The sequence below is a fragment of the Chromobacterium aquaticum genome (assembly GCF_021129195.1).
Taxonomy (GTDB): domain Bacteria; phylum Pseudomonadota; class Gammaproteobacteria; order Burkholderiales; family Chromobacteriaceae; genus Chromobacterium; species Chromobacterium aquaticum.
Genome location: NZ_JAJOHW010000150.1, coordinates 1 through 15,989, shown reverse-complemented (window position 1 = coordinate 15,989; position 15,989 = coordinate 1). Strand labels below are relative to the sequence as shown.

The 15,989-nt window shown below is 64.8% G+C and carries 15 protein-coding genes; all 15 read right to left on the bottom strand.

What is annotated here, in order from left to right; all coding sequences use genetic code 11:
* Positions 1 to 185: 185 nt before the first annotated feature.
* A complete protein-coding gene (gene tssA / locus LQT98_RS20615; protein WP_231464826.1) occupies positions 186 to 1,274 on the bottom strand; it encodes a type VI secretion system protein TssA in 1,089 nt (362 codons plus the stop codon).
* A gap of 36 nt (positions 1,275 to 1,310) precedes the next feature.
* Entirely contained in the window at positions 1,311 to 1,574 is a 264-nt protein-coding gene (locus LQT98_RS20610) for a PAAR domain-containing protein (RefSeq protein ID WP_048409801.1), read from the bottom strand.
* Positions 1,571 to 3,022, bottom strand: coding sequence for a hypothetical protein (locus LQT98_RS20605; RefSeq protein WP_231464824.1), 1,452 nt, complete (start codon positions 3,020 to 3,022; stop codon positions 1,571 to 1,573). The genes LQT98_RS20610 and LQT98_RS20605 overlap by 4 nt, the downstream gene beginning before the upstream one ends.
* Before the next feature lie 12 nt (positions 3,023 to 3,034).
* A complete protein-coding gene (gene tssH, locus LQT98_RS20600; RefSeq protein ID WP_231464822.1) occupies positions 3,035 to 5,668 on the bottom strand; it encodes a type VI secretion system ATPase TssH in 2,634 nt (877 codons plus the stop codon).
* A 47-nt stretch (positions 5,669 to 5,715) separates the two neighbouring features.
* On the bottom strand, positions 5,716 to 6,762 hold the full coding sequence (tssG, locus tag LQT98_RS20595; protein WP_231464820.1) for a type VI secretion system baseplate subunit TssG: 1,047 nt from the start codon (positions 6,760 to 6,762) through the stop codon (positions 5,716 to 5,718).
* The gene (locus tag LQT98_RS20590) at positions 6,749 to 7,054 is read right to left on the bottom strand and encodes a hypothetical protein (RefSeq protein ID WP_231464818.1); all 306 of its coding nucleotides are present in this window, start codon (positions 7,052 to 7,054) and stop codon (positions 6,749 to 6,751) included. The genes tssG and LQT98_RS20590 overlap by 14 nt, the downstream gene beginning before the upstream one ends.
* A gap of 7 nt (positions 7,055 to 7,061) precedes the next feature.
* Positions 7,062 to 8,921: a type VI secretion system baseplate subunit TssF gene (tssF, locus tag LQT98_RS20585; RefSeq protein WP_231464816.1), complete on the bottom strand. Its 1,860-nt coding sequence runs from the start codon at positions 8,919 to 8,921 to the stop codon at positions 7,062 to 7,064.
* Between the two features lie 63 nt (positions 8,922 to 8,984).
* Positions 8,985 to 10,316 (bottom strand): hypothetical protein, encoded by a 1,332-nt coding sequence (locus tag LQT98_RS20580; protein ID WP_231464814.1) that lies wholly within the window; start codon positions 10,314 to 10,316, stop codon positions 8,985 to 8,987.
* Between the two features lie 38 nt (positions 10,317 to 10,354).
* On the bottom strand, positions 10,355 to 11,899 hold the full coding sequence (locus LQT98_RS20575) for a T6SS phospholipase effector Tle1-like catalytic domain-containing protein (protein ID WP_331282574.1): 1,545 nt from the start codon (positions 11,897 to 11,899) through the stop codon (positions 10,355 to 10,357).
* Between the two features lie 479 nt (positions 11,900 to 12,378).
* Positions 12,379 to 12,939 carry a DUF3304 domain-containing protein gene (locus tag LQT98_RS20570; RefSeq protein WP_231464812.1) on the bottom strand — a complete coding sequence of 187 codons (561 nt, stop codon included), beginning with the start codon at positions 12,937 to 12,939 and terminating at the stop codon, positions 12,379 to 12,381.
* Positions 12,940 to 13,041: 102 nt separating this feature from the next.
* A complete protein-coding gene (locus LQT98_RS20565; RefSeq protein WP_231464810.1) occupies positions 13,042 to 13,599 on the bottom strand; it encodes a DUF3304 domain-containing protein in 558 nt (185 codons plus the stop codon).
* A gap of 82 nt (positions 13,600 to 13,681) precedes the next feature.
* Entirely contained in the window at positions 13,682 to 14,287 is a 606-nt protein-coding gene (locus tag LQT98_RS20560) for a DUF3304 domain-containing protein (protein WP_231464808.1), read from the bottom strand.
* Positions 14,287 to 14,871 (bottom strand): DUF3304 domain-containing protein, encoded by a 585-nt coding sequence (locus tag LQT98_RS20555; protein ID WP_231464828.1) that lies wholly within the window; start codon positions 14,869 to 14,871, stop codon positions 14,287 to 14,289. Before LQT98_RS20555 ends, LQT98_RS20560 begins: the two co-directional genes overlap by 1 nt.
* A gap of 2 nt (positions 14,872 to 14,873) precedes the next feature.
* Positions 14,874 to 15,659 (bottom strand): DUF4123 domain-containing protein, encoded by a 786-nt coding sequence (locus LQT98_RS20550; protein ID WP_231464806.1) that lies wholly within the window; start codon positions 15,657 to 15,659, stop codon positions 14,874 to 14,876.
* 8 nt (positions 15,660 to 15,667) lie between these two features.
* Positions 15,668 to 15,989: DUF2345 domain-containing protein (locus LQT98_RS20545; protein ID WP_231464804.1), on the bottom strand; the 322-nt coding region annotated here is incomplete at its 5' end.

Genomic DNA, 15,989 nt, shown 5'->3' with positions numbered 1-15,989 from the left:
CCACACCCGTCAACACCTTTCGCGATAAAAACCGTAACAAAAGCGGGCCACACACCCCAAACCATTGATACGTCAGCGGATATCCACAAGGGGTATTTAATAAAGCCCCATCACACCTGCGAAACAGCTAGCAAAACGGGCCGGAGAGACACTCCGGCCCGTGGCTTCAAACGGTGTAAACCGCCCTATTCCTTCTTCACATCCAGCAATTCCTGCAGCTGATTCAGCGTGGAGCCGTCCTTGACCACGTGCTGCAGCCATTCCTCCAGGCTCATCTCGGCCCAGCGCGCCGCCCGCTCGGCCAATAAGGCCACCGGGCTGTGCGGTTCGTTATGGCGGAAGTAGCGGGCGACTTCGCTCAGCATCTGCACTGCTTCCTGGCGGCTGCGGATCTGCCCGTTGAAGGAGATGGGGGCGGCGGCGACCGGCGCCGGCGCGCTGTGGCTTTGAGTCACGGCTTTTCTTTCCTCGCTGACTTGAACGGGCGCCGGCGCAACGCCGGCGGGCGCGGTTTGCTGGCGGTAGCGCAGCACCAGGTCCTGGCAGGCATAGATGCCGTTGCGGATTTCCGCCAGGCTGGGCGCTTCGCCAGCAAAGCGCTGGTCCACTTGCGCATCCAGCGCTTCGTAGCGGCTCAAGGCCGCCACCAGGTTTTCCGCCAGACCCTGGAACCAGACGTGGCCGGACTGGGTGGCGCTCTTTTCGAACTCATCGCCGGAGAGCTTGCCTTCGGCGATGGCGGTGGCCTTGGCGTCCGCGTCCTTCAGCCCCAGGTTCTCGACTTCGCGCGATTGCTGCCAATCGTTCCAACCGTAGCCGCCGAAATCCGGCTTCAGCAACGGCACGCTACGAATGGCGATGCCCAGTTGCTGGTTCAGCCACTCCAGTTTGCCGACGCGCTCGTCCAGATCGTGCGGGTCCAGCTCCGGGTAACCGTTTTCCCAGTATTGAGCCAGCCAGCCGTCCAGCACGGCCAGGCCCAGCGCCAGCCCGTGAATGCCGTTCACCTGAACCTGGGCTTCGGCATACCAGACCAGCAGTTGCAGGTCCTTGCTGTTTTGCGTCAGCGCCTGTTCGCACAGGCGGATGACCTTGGGCCATTCCGCCACCTTGAGCGTCTGTTCCCAATCCCCTTGCGACAGGCCGGGATCGTCGCTGCGGCGGGCTTCGCGAATCTGGTCGAAGAGCGTGGAATAGGCCAGGTCCTCGCCCGCCGGCGCGGCGCCGGGAATGGGGGCCAGCAGCTGCTCCACGTGTTGATCTATGTTTTCCATGCTTGCTCAGCTTCTATATATATAGGTGTGGCCGGTTCAGCCTTTGCCGACTTCCGGCATGGTGGAGATCAGCGCGGCGCCGCAGCTGACCTTGTGTCCTTCCAGCGCCACCGGCTTGCCACCGACCAGCCAGCTGGAATCGCCTTCCACGATGGTGCAGTTGACGTGGCCCTGCTGTGGGCAGGTGACGGCGTCTCCCAGGCAGGCGACCTTCTTGCCAAACAGGGTGGTGCTGGATGCGGCGCTGACGACGGCGCCGCCATGATCGGTGGGGTCACCCAGTCGAATCACGCGTTTCATGCTGCGGTCTCCTTGCGCGGCGGTCTGGCCATGGCCAGCGCCACCTGCTCGTGGCTGAATTGAGTGAGGATGGCCGGCGCGGCCAGCCGCGCGCTGTGGCTGACGGCGATGGCCGTCAGCATGGCGCTGGCGGCGACGCCGACATCGCCCCAGTCGCGCGCCAGATTGCTGGCTTCGTCCACCGGATGCAGTTCCACGCCATGCCGGCTCAGCGCGCTGGCGATGGCGGCCAGGCGCACGCCGCCGACATTGACGTCGCCGCCGTTGTGCGCCAGCCAGGCCAGGCTGGCGGCCTGGTCATTCTCCGGCTTGGCGTCCTCTGGGCTGAACGGGTAGTCCAGCAACGCCGCGTTGACCAGGGCGTTGTCCAGCACCGGCTGCAGCTGGCGCGCCAATTGCAGCGCGCGCTCCTGCTGCAATGCGACCGAGCTGGACTGGCCAAGCTGGGCCAGCACCGGCAGTTCGGCCAAACCGGCCTGGTGGCGGCCCGGCACCAGGCCCCAGCTGCCGCCGGAGCGGCTGAAGTCTTTTTCCCAATACGGCTGGTAGGGATCGGCGCCTTCGGCCACGGTGACGGCGACACCCTGCTCCGGCTCCGGCAGTTGCTCGCGCAGCATCAGCAGCACCGCCACCGCCAACCCCGGCTTGCCTAGCCAGCGTTGACGCTCTGCCGCCGCCGTGTCTCCTTCGTCACCGTCGTCGGCGCCTTGCAGCGCCAGCGGCGCATCGGCGCCGAGCACCAACACGCCCGGCAGTTCCGGCTCTTGCTGCAATAGCTGCCGCGCCCGGTCCGCCACCGTGCCGGTGCCGGCGCCGGCCAGGAAGCGCGCGTCCGGCGCCGGCCAATCCTCATCGACCTGCCCCGCCATCATGGCTTCCAGCTGCCACTCCTTGACCGCGGCGATCTGCTCGATGCCGGACGGGCCGGGCACCACTTCCATCAGCAGCGGCAGCCAGGCCGCGCCGGGCGCGGCGGCGTAGAGCTGGCTCAGCGCTTCGACCACGTGCGGCCGCAGCGCGGCCAGCACATCGTCGGCGTCGCCGCAGGCATCGGCCTTGTCCACGCTGGACCACAGGCAGCCGTCCGGCGCCTCCGCCAGCCAGAAGGGTTCGTCCTCGGCCGGAGTGGCGCAAGCCCATAACCAGCGGCACTCCACCACCGCCTGGCGTTCGCGCAGCTCGGCCAGATGGCGTTCGCGCGCGGCGTCGCGCGCCGCCTGGTGCTCAGCGTCGGCCGCGGCGGCTTGCTCGGCCTCAGCCTGCTTGGCGCGTTTTTCCTTCAAATAGCCCCACAGCTTGACGCCGGCGCTGAGCAGCATCGGCGGCCCCAGATGCAGCAGCAGGATGGCCGACGGGCTGATGCGCTGCCAGCTTTGCGGCAACACCAGCCACAGCAGCCCCCACCAGGCGACGGTGCTGACCCCGAACAGGCCCAACATTCTCCACATGCGCGCGACTCCTTAGCTCAGCCGCACTTTGACCTGCTCGCCCTTCAGCGAGACGGCGATCTTCTTCACCGGCTTGCCGCTGGCCATGCGCGCCAGCAAGTCGCTGGAGATCTGCGCCAGCAGGGTGCGGGTCAGGATGGCGTCGGCGTTGCGCGCGCCGCTGTCCACGTCCAGGCAGCGCGCCGCCATCTGCTCGGCCAGTTCCTCCGGGAACTCGACCTGGGCGCCGTGGTTGTCGGCGATGCGCTGGCGGACCTTGTTCAGCTTGAGGCCGACGATGGCGCGCAGCACCTCGTCGCTGATCGGCAGATAGGGCACGATGGTCAGGCGGCCGAGGAAGGCCGGCTTGAACACGTTCTGCAGCGTGGGGCGCAGAATCTCCACCAGGTCTTCCGGCGTCGGATCGCGGGTTTCACCCTCGACGGTGACGCCGTGCTCGCAGGCGCGCATCACCAGGTCGGTGCCGGCATTGGAGGTCAGCAGGATGATGGTGTTCTTGAAGTCGACTTCGCGGCCTTCGCTGTCTTCCAGCAGGCCTTTGTCGAAGACCTGGAAGAACAGCTCCAGCACGTCGGGGTGGGCTTTTTCCACCTCGTCCAGCAGCACCACCGAGTAGGGCTTGCGCCGCACCGCCTCGGTCAGCACCCCGCCCTCGCCGTAGCCCACATAGCCCGGCGGCGAGCCCTTGAGGCCGGAGACGCTGTGCGCTTCCTGATATTCCGACATATTGATGGTGATCAGATTGCGCTCGCCGCCGTACAAGGCCTCGGCCAGCGCCAGCGCGGTTTCGGTCTTGCCTACGCCGGACGGGCCCACCAGCAGGAACACGCCCTTGGGCTTGCCCGGATCTTCCAGATTGGCCTTGGCGATCTGCACCCGCTCGGCGATCTGCTCCAGCGCGTGATCCTGGCCGATGACGCGCGCGCCCAGCAGCGAGGCCAGCTTCTGCACCTGTTCCAGCTCATTGCTGACCATGCGACCCAGCGGGATGCCGGTCCAGCCGGAGATCACGTCGGCGATCACGCTCTCATCCACGCACTCGAAGGCCAGCGGCTGCAGCTTCTGCAGTTCGCGCAGCGCCTTGCGCTTGGTCTGCAGCGGACTCGGCTTCTTGCCCTTGACCGGCTTGGCCTCGGCCTGCCGCTGTTTGAGCTCGTCGATTTCCGCGACCAGCTTTTGCTGCTCGTCCCAGGCGGTGTGCAATTGCTCCAGGTCCGCCCGCAGTTCGGCGCGCTGGGCTTCCAGCTCGGCGATGCGCTCGGCGTGGCCTTCTTCGCGCTGCAGCGCGCTAATTTCACGGTCGATATTGTCTATCAGCACCGACACGTCCTCGATCGGCCCCGGCTTGCCGGCGCGCGACAGCGCGACGCGGGCGCAGGCAGTGTCCAGCACGCTGATGGCCTTGTCCGGCAACTGGCGGCCGGCGATATAGCGGCTGGACAGGTGCACGGCGGCGGCCACCGCCTCGTTGAGGATTTCCACCTTGTGGTGCTCGGCCATCGCCGGGGTCAGGCCGCGCACCATCTGCACGGCGATTTCCGGCGCCGGCTCTTCCACTTTCACCACTTGGAAGCGGCGCGCCAGCGCGGCGTCCTTTTCGAAGTACTTCTTATACTCGGCCCAGGTCGTTGCCGCGATGGTGCGCAATTCGCCGCGCGCCAGCGCCGGTTTCAGCAGGTTGGCCGCGTCGTTCTGGCCGGCCGCGCCGCCGGCGCCGATCAGGGTGTGAGCCTCGTCGATGAACAGGATGATGGGCACCGGGCTGGCCTTGACCTCGTCTATCACCTGGCGCAGGCGGTTTTCGAACTCGCCCTTGACGCTGGCGCCGGCTTGCAGCAAGCCCAGGTCCAAGGTGCGCAAGGTGACGCCGGCCAGCACCGGCGGCACTTCGCCGTGCACGATCTTGCGCGCCAGGCCTTCCACCACCGCGGTCTTGCCCACGCCCGGCTCGCCGGTGAGGATGGGGTTGTTCTGCCGGCGGCGCATCAGGATGTCTATCATCTGACGGATTTCAACATCACGGCCCAGGATGGGGTCGATCTTGCCGGCCTTGGCCTGGGCGGTCAGGTCTATGGTGTATTTGTCCAGCGCCGGGCTGCCGCGCTTGCCGGCCACGGGCGCGGCCATCGTCGGTTCCACGCCGGCCTCGACCGCCGGCGCGTTGGCCGAGGCCTCGCCGCCGTGCTGACGCAAGGCGGCGTAAGCGCCTTGCAAGCGGCCGGCGTCCTGGCGCGCCAGCGCGGCGGAGCCGGATTGCAGCGCGCCGCGCAGCGCCTCGTCCTGCCACAGCGCCAGCAGCAGGTCCAAGGTGGACACATCGTCCTGGCCTTGTTCCGCGCTGGCCAGCAGCCAGGCCTTTTCCAGCCACTTGGGCAGCCAGGCGGACAGCACCGGGTTGCGGGTATTGCCGCTGCGGAAGGCGTCCAGCGCCGCTTCCAGCTCGCGCTCGATGCGCGGCAGGTCCGCGCCCAGCGCGTGCAGCGCCGCCAGCGCGGCGTTGTTGTCCTGGTCGAACATCGCCAGCAGCGCGTGTTCGATCTCGATTTCGAAGTGAGTGCGCGCCAGCGCGCGGCTGGCCGCCTGCTCAATCGCCTGGCGGGCGGTGGGAGTCAGTCTGTCGATCAGGGCTTTCAGGGATACGGACATATCGTTCCAATACGCTCAAAATGAAAAATCAGTTTCGCCGGCGCCGCTCAATGCAGCAGCGCATAGCGCATGTCTTCAGGGTCCCGCCGCTGCGGGCCCAGCCAGCAATTGCCACCCAGCCGCAAGTCCACCGGGCCGCCCAGTTGCGACGGCGGCACGTCGCGCTTGTCCAGCACCAGGCTGACGTCGGCCGCCAGATTGTGGCCGACGGCGAATTGCAGCAGCGCCTGCAAGGCCTGCGCGCCGGGGCCGCCCGGCAGCAGCGCTTCGAACTGGGCGCGGCGCATGCTGCCCAGCCGCAGCTGCAGCTTGGTCTGGCGGTCCCAGACCCGGGCGCCGGCGAACAAGGACACGCCCAGTTCGCTGTCGCTGGCACCCAGCCGGCTTTGTTCCGTCGCCGGCACCTTCATCCACTGGCCGACGAATTGCTCCAGCGCGGCGTCGACGCCGAAGAAACCCTGGATCAGGGTTTCCAGCGCCTGCGCCGACAAGGGCTTCTGGCTGAGCAGGCCGGCGTAATAGATGAACAGGTTTTCATCCAGCTGCGCGTCCGGTCCCATCTGCTTGCGCAATTGAGACAAGCCCAGGCCGCCCAGGTCCAGCAGATTGCGGGTGAAGCCGTCGCGCTCGCCGGCCTCCACTTCCAACCAATAACGGTATTTGCGCCAGGCGCCGAAGAACAAGGCGGTGGCGCGATGGCTGAAGATGTCCAGGAAAGCGTGCAGCGAGCCATCCTTGTACTGCTGGCGTCGCTCCAGCAGCAGCTCGGTATAACTGGTGGGCAAGGCGCCGCTGGGGCCGGTCAGCCCGATGAAGCTGACCGTCATCTCGTCGGTGGCGTCGGCCTGCTCCGGCTCCCTGGCCGGCTGATAGCGGCACAGCTCGCTGGGCGGGAAGGACAGCGAGGCCAGCGAACGGAAGCGCAGGCTGGCCGGCAGCCGGCCGCGGCGCTCGCCGCGCTTGCGCGTGGCCAGGCCGAGGATGCGCACCGCCTGGAAAAAACCGAACTGGCTGGCGTCGCGCCCCAGCTCCTGCTTCAGATCACGCGGCTTGCGCTGGGCCGCGGCCCGCATCGCCCTATCATTGGCGCTCATGATCCACCTCCGGCCGGCTGCGGCGACGCATCGCCCACAAACCAAACAACAGCCCGGTGATCAGGCTCAGCGCACCGCCCGGCGCGAACAGCAACACGCCATAGCCCGCCATCTGGCCCGATCCGCTCACCAAGCCCCACCAGCCCAGCAACAGCATCGCCAGCGGCAAGCCCAGACACATCACCCAATCCAGCGCCGGGCCACGCTGCCGCAAGCCCTCCTCGGAGGACAAGGAGTAATACAGCAATTGGCAAAAGCTGGGCGCCAGCAGCAAAGCGATCAATATTTCCATGGCGTCCTCAAATCACCAAGGCCTCGCCGGCGCGGGCCGGCCATGAAGCCAGCGCCTCGTCCTGCTGCACCGCATGCACCCGCAGCCGGGTAAAACTGTTGGGCGCGCAGTAGAGCGCGAAGAAACGCTCCAGCACCGCGGCGAACAGGTAGACGCTGCCGCCGACGTAGTAATCCGGGTCCAGCGTCAGGCGGATTTCGCTGCCGCGCACGAAGCCGCTGAAATCGCGGCCGGACACCCGGGTCACCGCCGGCTGGCTTTCGATTCCCACCACGCCCTGGATCTGGCGCACATTGACCGGGGAATCGGTCAGGTTGTACAAGGCCAGCATTTCCTGCAGCGCGGCGCAGCCGGAATCGACGATGGACATGTAGTTCAGCGACAGATGTGACACCAGGCGCCATTGCACCGCGCGCCCCAGCGGGCTGCGCTGGCTGGCGCTGGGCTTGCGCAGCAGGCGCACGCGCTTGACCACGGAATGGCCGGGCAGGGAGAAGTCGGTGCGCTGAGTGGACTGGCTGCCGCCAAACGGAATCTGTTCCGGCAGGTCGCGGTTGCTGCACAGCAGCTCCAGGCTCAGCACCTCGGTGGCCGGACGCACGGCGTTGAACTCCAGGTCCGCCAGGTGCAGCTCCAGATCCGTGCCCTTGTCGCCCTGACGCGGCGAGCGTTCGCGGCTGGCATGCCAATAAAAGCGCGGCGTTCTCTTTTCGCTGCCATGGCGTATCGCGTAGAACGGCGGCACTTCCTCGCTGCTCTCGCCGTCGCCGGATTTTTCCACCCGCACCACGCGCTTGATCTGGATCGCCTCGTAAGCCTGCTGCTTGCGCCCGTCCACCAGCACCGGATAGCTGGCTTTCTGGTGGGTGACGCGTATCGGTTCGCCCGGCTGGGTGAACAGATTGACGATGGGGGTGCAGCCCAGCTTCATATGCTGGGCCTGCAACTGGGTTTGCAGGCGGTTGTGGCGCTCGCTGTCCGGGTATTGGTCCAATAGCAGGCGCAGCACCAGCTTGTCGCCATCCAGCCGCGCCACCGCCTTGTCCAGCTGCAGCAGATCGACAAAGAGGAATTTGTCCGGATAGCAGAAGTACTCGGTCAGCAGCCGGTAGCCCATGAAGGAGCGCTCGTCGTAATCCAGCAGCCCCTCGTCGCGGCCGAAGCCCACCGCCTTCAGGCTGGCCGCCGGCAGCTTGCGGGTGCGCGCCGGGTCCTCGCTGCCATCGCCCACGCTAACGCTCTGCACATTGGACAGCAGCATCTCATATAACAGATGCATCAGCGCCGGCTCGCCGTCCAGGAAGAAACGCAGCGATTGCAGATCGATGGCGTTGAGCGCCAGGCCGCCGTGAGTGTGGAACTCCAGCGTCAGCACCGCCGCCGCCTCCGGCGCCAGCTGGCGCAGATAGGGCGAGCCGCTGGTCAGTTCCAGCTTGGCCTCGGTCAGCGACAGCGGATACAGGTCCACCGGATAGGCGCTGCGGAATTTGCACACCACGCCCTGCATCGCCGGCGCGTGCACCGGCTGGCCGCGCTCCACCCGGTAGCGCTTGGCGATTTCCGGCCGTTGCGGATCGCACTCGAACTGCACGATGGTGGCGGAGGGAATCGGCTGCAGATAGTGCGGATACAGCACATTGAGGAAGCTGGTGGCCACCTCCGGGTATTCGTCGTCCAGCTTCTTGTGGATGCGCGCGGCCAGGAAGGCGAAGGACTCTATCATCCGCTCGGTATGCGGGTCCTCGCACTGGTCGCCTTCCATTTGCAGGCGGCCGGCGATCTTGGGATAGCGGCGCGCGAACTCGCCGGACAGCTGGCGCAGGTGTCCGAGTTCGCGCTCGTAATACGGCAATAAGGATTCAAGCATTAAGGCACACGTGACATCATTGTTATCCGGCCGCGCCGGCGGGCTGCCCCCGGCGCGAAACCGCTATTTCTTGGTTTTGAAATACTTCTCCAGGCCAAAGCTCAACGGCTCGCGCAACAGCAGGCCGCCATCCTCGCCCAGGCCGAAGATCAAGGAGGGAATCGCCGGCCGGCTCAGCCCCAGGTCGTCGACGGCGATGGCCAGCAAGCGGTCCGCCCGGCGCGCGGCCGGCACCTCCAGCCAGGTCCAGGCGTCGGCGCTGCCCTGACGCCGCAAGGCCACGCGGGTCCAGTCGTCGGCCTTGCCGTCCCAATCCAGGATCGCATCGCCGCTGGCGTTGCTGACCGCCTGTCCCAGCGTTTTGCCCGCCGCCTCGAAGCGGACCTCGATGCCGGCCGCCCCGCCCACGCGCGGCTGGCCGACGATGGCGATCAATTGCCTCGCCGTGGCCGGCTGACGCACATTCATTTCCCCATCCGACATCAGGCGGTACTTGGGCGCCTGAGCCGGCAATTGCGCCTCCACCGTCACCAGGCCGTTGCTCACCCGCCAACGGCCCTCCAGATAATAAGCGCGGCTGGCCAACAAGGACCAGGAAGCCTGACCGTCGGCCTGCAAGGCCAGCTCGGACTCCGTCCGGCTCTCCATCCGGTAATGCCCGGCCAATTGCGCCGCCGTCAGCGGACGGTCCAATTTGCGGTAGCGCAACACGGAGCGCACCGGAATCTCAGGGGCCGGCTTGGGCATCGTTAAGCCGCCGTCCGCCTGGATCTCCAGCTCCGCCTGGCGGAACAGGGGCTGCACCGCGTCGGCGTTGCTCAGCTCGAAACCGGCCGCCCGCTCCGTCCTGCCAGCGGCGTCCACCTCGAACCACTGCCAAGCTTGCCCGGATCCGGCCAGGCGCAGGCCCACCTTGCGCCACGCTCCCCATGCCTTAGGCTGCCAGGCGATCAGATAGCCCGGCGTCCGGGTGGCCTCGGCCTCCACTTGCCGGCCCTGATCGTCTTCCAGCAGGGCCTCCGTTCCCGCCACGCCCATGCGGCCGGCCGCCAGCACCGCCACCGTCATCATCGCCTCGTCGTAGCGGTCCGCGGCCATGAAGCGGCCGGAGGCATAGGGCAATTGCCGGTAGGCCGGCGCTTCGCCGCCTGCCGCCGCGCGCAGAACGATCCGTCCCCGCCCGCGCGTCCAATCGCCGCGCACCGTGCGCGCGCCGCTGCCCTTGATGAACCATTCAAACTGGCCAGAAGGCAGCAGAACCAGACTGCTGGGCAACCAGTCCTCGTCGGCCGGCACATAGGTGCCGGCCGCCTTGTCCGGCGCGGCGGCCTGTGCCGGCGCGAGGCCACAGGCCAAAATCAACGCGGCGCAGATCCGCCATGCTTGCTTGTTCACCACCGGAACCCTCTTGCCATGATGTTGATACGCCGGGCTCAATGCCGGCCTCCGCCAATGCGCTCGCCGCGCCGTTCCTCGGCCTGGCGTTGCTGTTCGCGCCGGATTTCCTGCGCGCGCGGCGCCTGGCAGATCGGCTTCTTATTGCTGTTGCCGTCGGTGAAGAACACAGTGCGGTAACGCAGATAAGTGCCGTGAGGTTCGCGCTTGCCCAGCGCGTAATGCATGAACCAGGCGCGGGAGTCGTGCACATGCTCGTCGTACAGCGCCATCAGCTTCTCGTCCTTGACCACCGCCGGGTACAAATCATTGCCATCCTCCCGCAGCATGACCAGTTCCGCCTGGCAATCGTCGCTGAACGGGCGGGACAAGCCGGTGAAGAAGGTGGCGAAGCCGCCAATCAGGTTAAAGGACAAGGACGTTCGGCCCATGTAATCGTCGGCGAAGTCCTTGGCCCCTTCCCGCAACTGGGTCTGATCCATCACCGGCTCGTACTGCTTATTGAGGTTAGGTTTGAAACCCTCCGAAACCTGGCTCGCGTCCGCCTCTTTTCCCTTAGGCTTCAGCGTCACCCCGGTGGCAACGCCTTTGCGGCGCTGCGCCTTCCACTCCGACTCCTGCGCGTCCACCAGCCACTTGGGCGTGTCCTGGGAGTTTTTGTAAAACTCGGCGTTGCGATAACCCGGCCCGCCTTTCTCGTCGACGCCGCCTGCGTAACGGGCGATGCGCCAGGCGGTGATCTGCGCGGTCTGCCACTGCAGCAGGTCTTCCAGCGACGCGCCGCTGCCGGCATGCTGACGCCAGGCTTCGAAGCGTTGGATTAACTCCTCGTTATAAATAAACAAGCGGCTTGTCACATCGCTCATAAAGCGCCAGGGCTCGCGCCCCTCCAGCATGGCCAATTGCTCCGCATTGGCATCCTTCAGCAAGGCCTTATCTGCCTGCAAGGGCGCTCCTGCATCAAAAGCCAGCCGGTACATATGCAGCAAGGGCAGTTGCGACAACAGCATGCCCTGCCCCTCGCGCGCCTTGCCCTGATCCTTGGGCGGATAACCGCCGCCCACATCGCTATGCATGCCGGGGTAGACCCATTCACCCAACACGCAGCCGGGATAACTGCGGTTGGCGATGGCCACCGAATCCAGCGGAAAGCACAGCCGCTGCTCGTGCGCGCTGACCAGATGCGCGCAGCGCTTCAGATAGCCTGCCTCCGGCGGCAGCTTCATCGTGCCGTCGGCCCAGCCCATATGGCCTTCCGCCCCCGGCGCCAGCTCGGTCAGCCCCACCGAGGCCACGGTGTCGAACAGGCCGAGGAACTCCACCGCGACGGGGATGCCGCACAGCGTGCCGGCCTCGACGTCCATCAATTCGCGCAGCCGCCACAGGAAGGAGCGCGCCTCGGCCGCGCCGCGCGAGAAGCCATAGATGTACAACTTGATGCGCAGGATTTCCGGCTTGTAGTCGGCTTCGCGCTTAGCGACAATCGGCGCCAACACCTTCTGCATCACCGCGCGGCGTTGCGCCAACGTGGTGCTGCTGCGTTTTTTGACGCCTTTGTCGTCTTCCTCATAGGTGTACTGCATGTCTTTGATTAATTGGAGAGCCGTGGCGTCAGACATTACCGGATCCCCCATCGCCACCTGCAATGCGCTGACGATTCGAGTAATCCCCCACAGAATGCGATCTTCGCCCCCCGAGGCAAAACTCAAGCCACTGCTGCTAGGCTTATCCTCGCCGATTTCCTTGAATACTGTTCCAACACCTTGAATATAAAAGCTGTAATACCCCCACTCGTTGCCTTCACCATTACCAATAGACGCATTGAAAAGACGACGTACATTGCTGCTATTCACCGGATCGGCTTTGTCATCCGAAGGGCCATGATTATTGGTGCCATCAAAAAACAGGCTGGTATGTAGCACCTGTACACAAGGTGATGGTTGTCCCTCCTGCCTCGCTAGGCATTTGGCAAGGTCGACATCACGCTGCTGTTCACTTCTCCGCTGTATAACGCTTTGCAAATTGGTGGGCAGGTAACCCTCTCGCGGAAATCCCGGAGCAATTATTGCTGGCATTGCTGTCTCCCTCCCAAGCGTCTCACTACTTCTTGCCTCCACTCGGAAGAGGTTTTATTGCGCAAGTTGCTAAATACTTTCTGACGCTGGCCACAATCAATCACTGGATATACCTCATCGCAAGGCATGAACACCAACGATAAACCACAAGTATTTTCATAACGTGGAATAGAGATTGTTACCTTACGGTTGATATAATTCGCCTCGTGTCTCTCAAACCACTTAGAACCTTCGGCAGTGATAGAACCATACTTTCCTCTTGGCGGAGGCTTTTCTCCTCCCGGATTCACCCCTGGGCTAGGATCTTTCACCCACTCGATTGTTGCCGTCATACCTGGCTGCCATTTTTCCGGTAAATTGATGCAGCACTCCTCGCCACCAGAACCGCCAATTGCTTGGCCATTAAAGCTGGCGCGTACAATTTCCGCCTTTGGCATCGCGTTTACTACCCGCGCGCCAGCGCCTATAGTTTTGGACTGCGCCATGCTTTGACATCCAAGCAGGCTCAGGGTCAAGAGCAGCCATGCACTAACAGAGAACCATTTCATCGTTTTCACCCTCAATACTGAATTCCGATTTGCCGTCCCACTCCAAAACCACCCACGCCAACACCGCAATGCGGACTGACAGGAAGCGACTCTAGCCGGGAATCATCCACTTCCCGAACACGTCTGCCGACCACCCAGCCGACGGATCATCTCCGGATAACGGTCTTCACGACCGCGCAAGCCGCCCAACACCCGGCCCTGCTCCGCCGAATCAATCAACGGATACACCTCATCGCAAGGCAGGAACACCAGAACCAGGGAAGACACTTTTTCATACCCGGGCACCGCCATCGTCACCTTGCGGCGAACATAATTTGCTTCATGCACCTCATACCATCTACTACCTTCCGCCGTGATAGATCCATACTTGCTCCGGGGAGGTTGCCGAATCCCACCAGGATTCACCCCTGGACTCGGATCCACCACCCACTCTATCGTCGCCGTCATGCCCGGCCGCCATTGCTCCGGCAGGCTGACACAGCACTCCTCGCCGCCACCACCGCCCATGCCCTGGCCATTGAAGCTGGCATGAACAATCGACGTACCCGCCACGGTATTCACCACTCGCGCGCCGGCGCCTAGGGTTTTGGGCCGCTCCATGCTCCGGCACCCGGCCAGGGCCAGCAGCAGCAAACCAATCGTTAAAGCGATCCTCGTCATGGTGTTATCCTCCATGCGGAAATACGGATTGACTCAGTCACACTGCCAACACGCCAAACGCACATGGCCAAGCCCGTCGAATTCATCTGCCTGCCGCACAGACCTTCCCTGCCCCCAAACGGCGAATGACTTCATCGTCCCACTCCGACGAAGCCAGCCCTCTCAGGCCGCCAAACACCCGCCCCTGCTCGACCGAATCAATCAACGGATACACCTCATCGCAAGGCAGGAACACCAGAACCAGGGAAGACACTTTTTCATACCTGGGCACCGCCATCGTCACCTTGCGGCGAACATAATTTGCTTGATGCTCTTTCATCCAACGCAGCCACTCCGGCGGCGTCGTCCCGTCGGGATTCCAAGGCGGCGCACGTCGCCCATCAGGATTAAGCTCCGGACTCGGATCCACCACCCACTCTATCGTCGCCGTCATGCCCGGCCGCCATTGCTCCGGCAGGCTGACACAACACTCCTCGCCGCCGCCGCCGCCCATGCCCTGGCCGTTAAAGCTGGCGCGCACAATCGACGTGCCCGCCACGGTATTCACCACTCGCGCGCCGGCGCCTAGGGTTTTGGGCGGCGCGATGGTCTGGCAAGCCGCCAGCCCCAAAGCCAAGACGCCACAAGCGGCCCACGCCAGCCATGGCATGTGCACCGCAGCCATCTCGCCACGGTTTGGCGCGCGCATCACCATCCGCCCTTGCCGGATTCCGCCGGCGCGTCGCAGCGCATGCGAGCGCCCAGGCGTCGCGCCAGCTCCTGCCGCCACTCTGCCGAGGTTTTCTCGCGCAAACCGCTAAACACTTGCTGGCGCTGCCGGCAGTCAATCAGCGGATACACCTCATCGCAAGGCAAAAACACCAGGGACAAACCACAAGTATCTTCATAGGCCGGCACGGGGAGCGTAAGCCAATGGCGGACATAGTTAGCCTGGTGCTCCTTCAGCCAGTGGTGCCACTCCGGCGGTGTCGTTCCATCCGGATTCCAAGACGGCGCACGCCGCCCTCCTGGATTTACCCCAGGACTAGGATCCTTCACCCACTCTATCGTCGCCGTCATGCCCGGCCGCCACTGCGCCGGCAGGCTGATGCAACACTCTTCGCCGCCGGAACCGCCTATGGCCTGACCGTTAAAACTGGCATGCACAATCTCGGCGCCGGCCATGGTATTCACCACCCGCGCGCCGACGCCTATGGTTTTGGGCGATGTCGTGCAGCCGGACAGGAGCAGCAAAATCAGCCACCCGCAAAAACGCGCCCAGGCCGCGGCCATGCTCACGCCGGCTCTCTCAAGCGGCGCTCGATCAAGGGCTGGCGTTCCGGCTCCGACCACAGCTTGGCCCGGTCCGCCGCCCGGTGCGCCGCCGCCAGCCGCGCCATCAGTTCTTCCTGCGAGCTCAGCCCGTACATCGACGGCGTCAGCAGATGGTCCTGACGCCAGCTTTCCGCCTGGTGCCACACCATCAATTCATCGATCTGCGACGGCGACAGGCTCAGGGTCTCCTCCTCCCACAGCGGCCAACTCCGCATCACGTCGACATCCGGCTCCAGACAGCGGGCATTGCCGTCACGGTCCAGCCAATGCCATTGCAAGGCCGTCTCCAACAAGAAACGCCGCTGCGCCGGCTCCAGCGCCTCGCATACCGCGGCAAACACGCGCGGATCGTTGAAACGCAACACGCCCTGTTGCCGGCCCTGGTCCCAGGAGGCTTGCAGACAGGCGCTCAGCCGCTCGGCCAAGGCGTCGAAATCCCAATCGCTCAACAGGGCCAGCAAGCGCGGCTCGCCCTGCCATTTATCCAGCTGCCGCGTCCATTTTTCCAATCCAGCCGGGGAGTGCAGCGGCAAACGCAGCAAGGCCGGCCCTTCGTCGGCGGCCTCGGCGTGCGGGGTCTCCAGCAAGAGGCTGCGCGGCATGAGCATGGCCGGGGCGCGGCTCTGCCAAGCGTCGCCGATATCGCCCTGATCCACGATGAAGTCCAGCCATTCCAAACCCAGGCGGCGCGCTTGCTCAAGCAGCAGATCCAGCCACGCGGCCGAAGAAGGTTTGGTCAACAGCACCGCCGGGCTCATTTAGCCGCCACCAAGGGATTGGCCTGCTTGAAACCTTGCGCCATGCAGGTCTTGCAAACGGTATTGGGGAAGCGTGGGAACGGCGGGCTCATGCTGGCCGGCCCGCTCCAATCGTGGCTTCCGCCCTTGAAGCTGACGGTGCCGGGCGCGTGCAGCTCTATCTTGCCGTCCTTGATCCGCACATAAGCGCCGCCGCTGGTCAGCAGAATCTCCTTCTTGCCGTTCCACAGCTGCTGGCCCTTGATGGCGGTGATCTTGACGTCCTGGTCGCCGGTGACCTCGATGCTGTCGCTCTGTGCTTGAACCTGCACCTTGCCC

Excerpts from the sequence above, each read along its gene's own strand:
- LQT98_RS20575 (WP_331282574.1), bottom strand. The coding sequence starts at position 11,899 with ATGCAGTACACCTATGAGGAAGACGACAAAGGCGTCAAAAAACGCAGC.
- LQT98_RS20605 (WP_231464824.1), bottom strand. The coding sequence starts at position 3,022 with ATGTGGAGAATGTTGGGCCTGTTCGGGGTCAGCACCGTCGCCTGGTGG.
- LQT98_RS20565 (WP_231464810.1), bottom strand. The coding sequence starts at position 13,599 with ATGACGAGGATCGCTTTAACGATTGGTTTGCTGCTGCTGGCCCTGGCC.
- LQT98_RS20555 (WP_231464828.1), bottom strand. The coding sequence starts at position 14,871 with ATGGCCGCGGCCTGGGCGCGTTTTTGCGGGTGGCTGATTTTGCTGCTC.
- LQT98_RS20560 (WP_231464808.1), bottom strand. The coding sequence starts at position 14,287 with ATGCGCGCGCCAAACCGTGGCGAGATGGCTGCGGTGCACATGCCATGG.
- tssG (WP_231464820.1), bottom strand. The coding sequence starts at position 6,762 with ATGAGCGCCAATGATAGGGCGATGCGGGCCGCGGCCCAGCGCAAGCCG.
- LQT98_RS20570 (WP_231464812.1), bottom strand. The coding sequence starts at position 12,939 with ATGAAATGGTTCTCTGTTAGTGCATGGCTGCTCTTGACCCTGAGCCTG.
- tssA (WP_231464826.1), bottom strand. The coding sequence starts at position 1,274 with ATGGAAAACATAGATCAACACGTGGAGCAGCTGCTGGCCCCCATTCCC.
- tssF (WP_231464816.1), bottom strand. The coding sequence starts at position 8,921 with ATGCTTGAATCCTTATTGCCGTATTACGAGCGCGAACTCGGACACCTG.
- LQT98_RS20610 (WP_048409801.1), bottom strand. The coding sequence starts at position 1,574 with ATGAAACGCGTGATTCGACTGGGTGACCCCACCGATCATGGCGGCGCC.
- LQT98_RS20590 (WP_231464818.1), bottom strand. The coding sequence starts at position 7,054 with ATGGAAATATTGATCGCTTTGCTGCTGGCGCCCAGCTTTTGCCAATTG.
- tssH (WP_231464822.1), bottom strand. The coding sequence starts at position 5,668 with ATGTCCGTATCCCTGAAAGCCCTGATCGACAGACTGACTCCCACCGCC.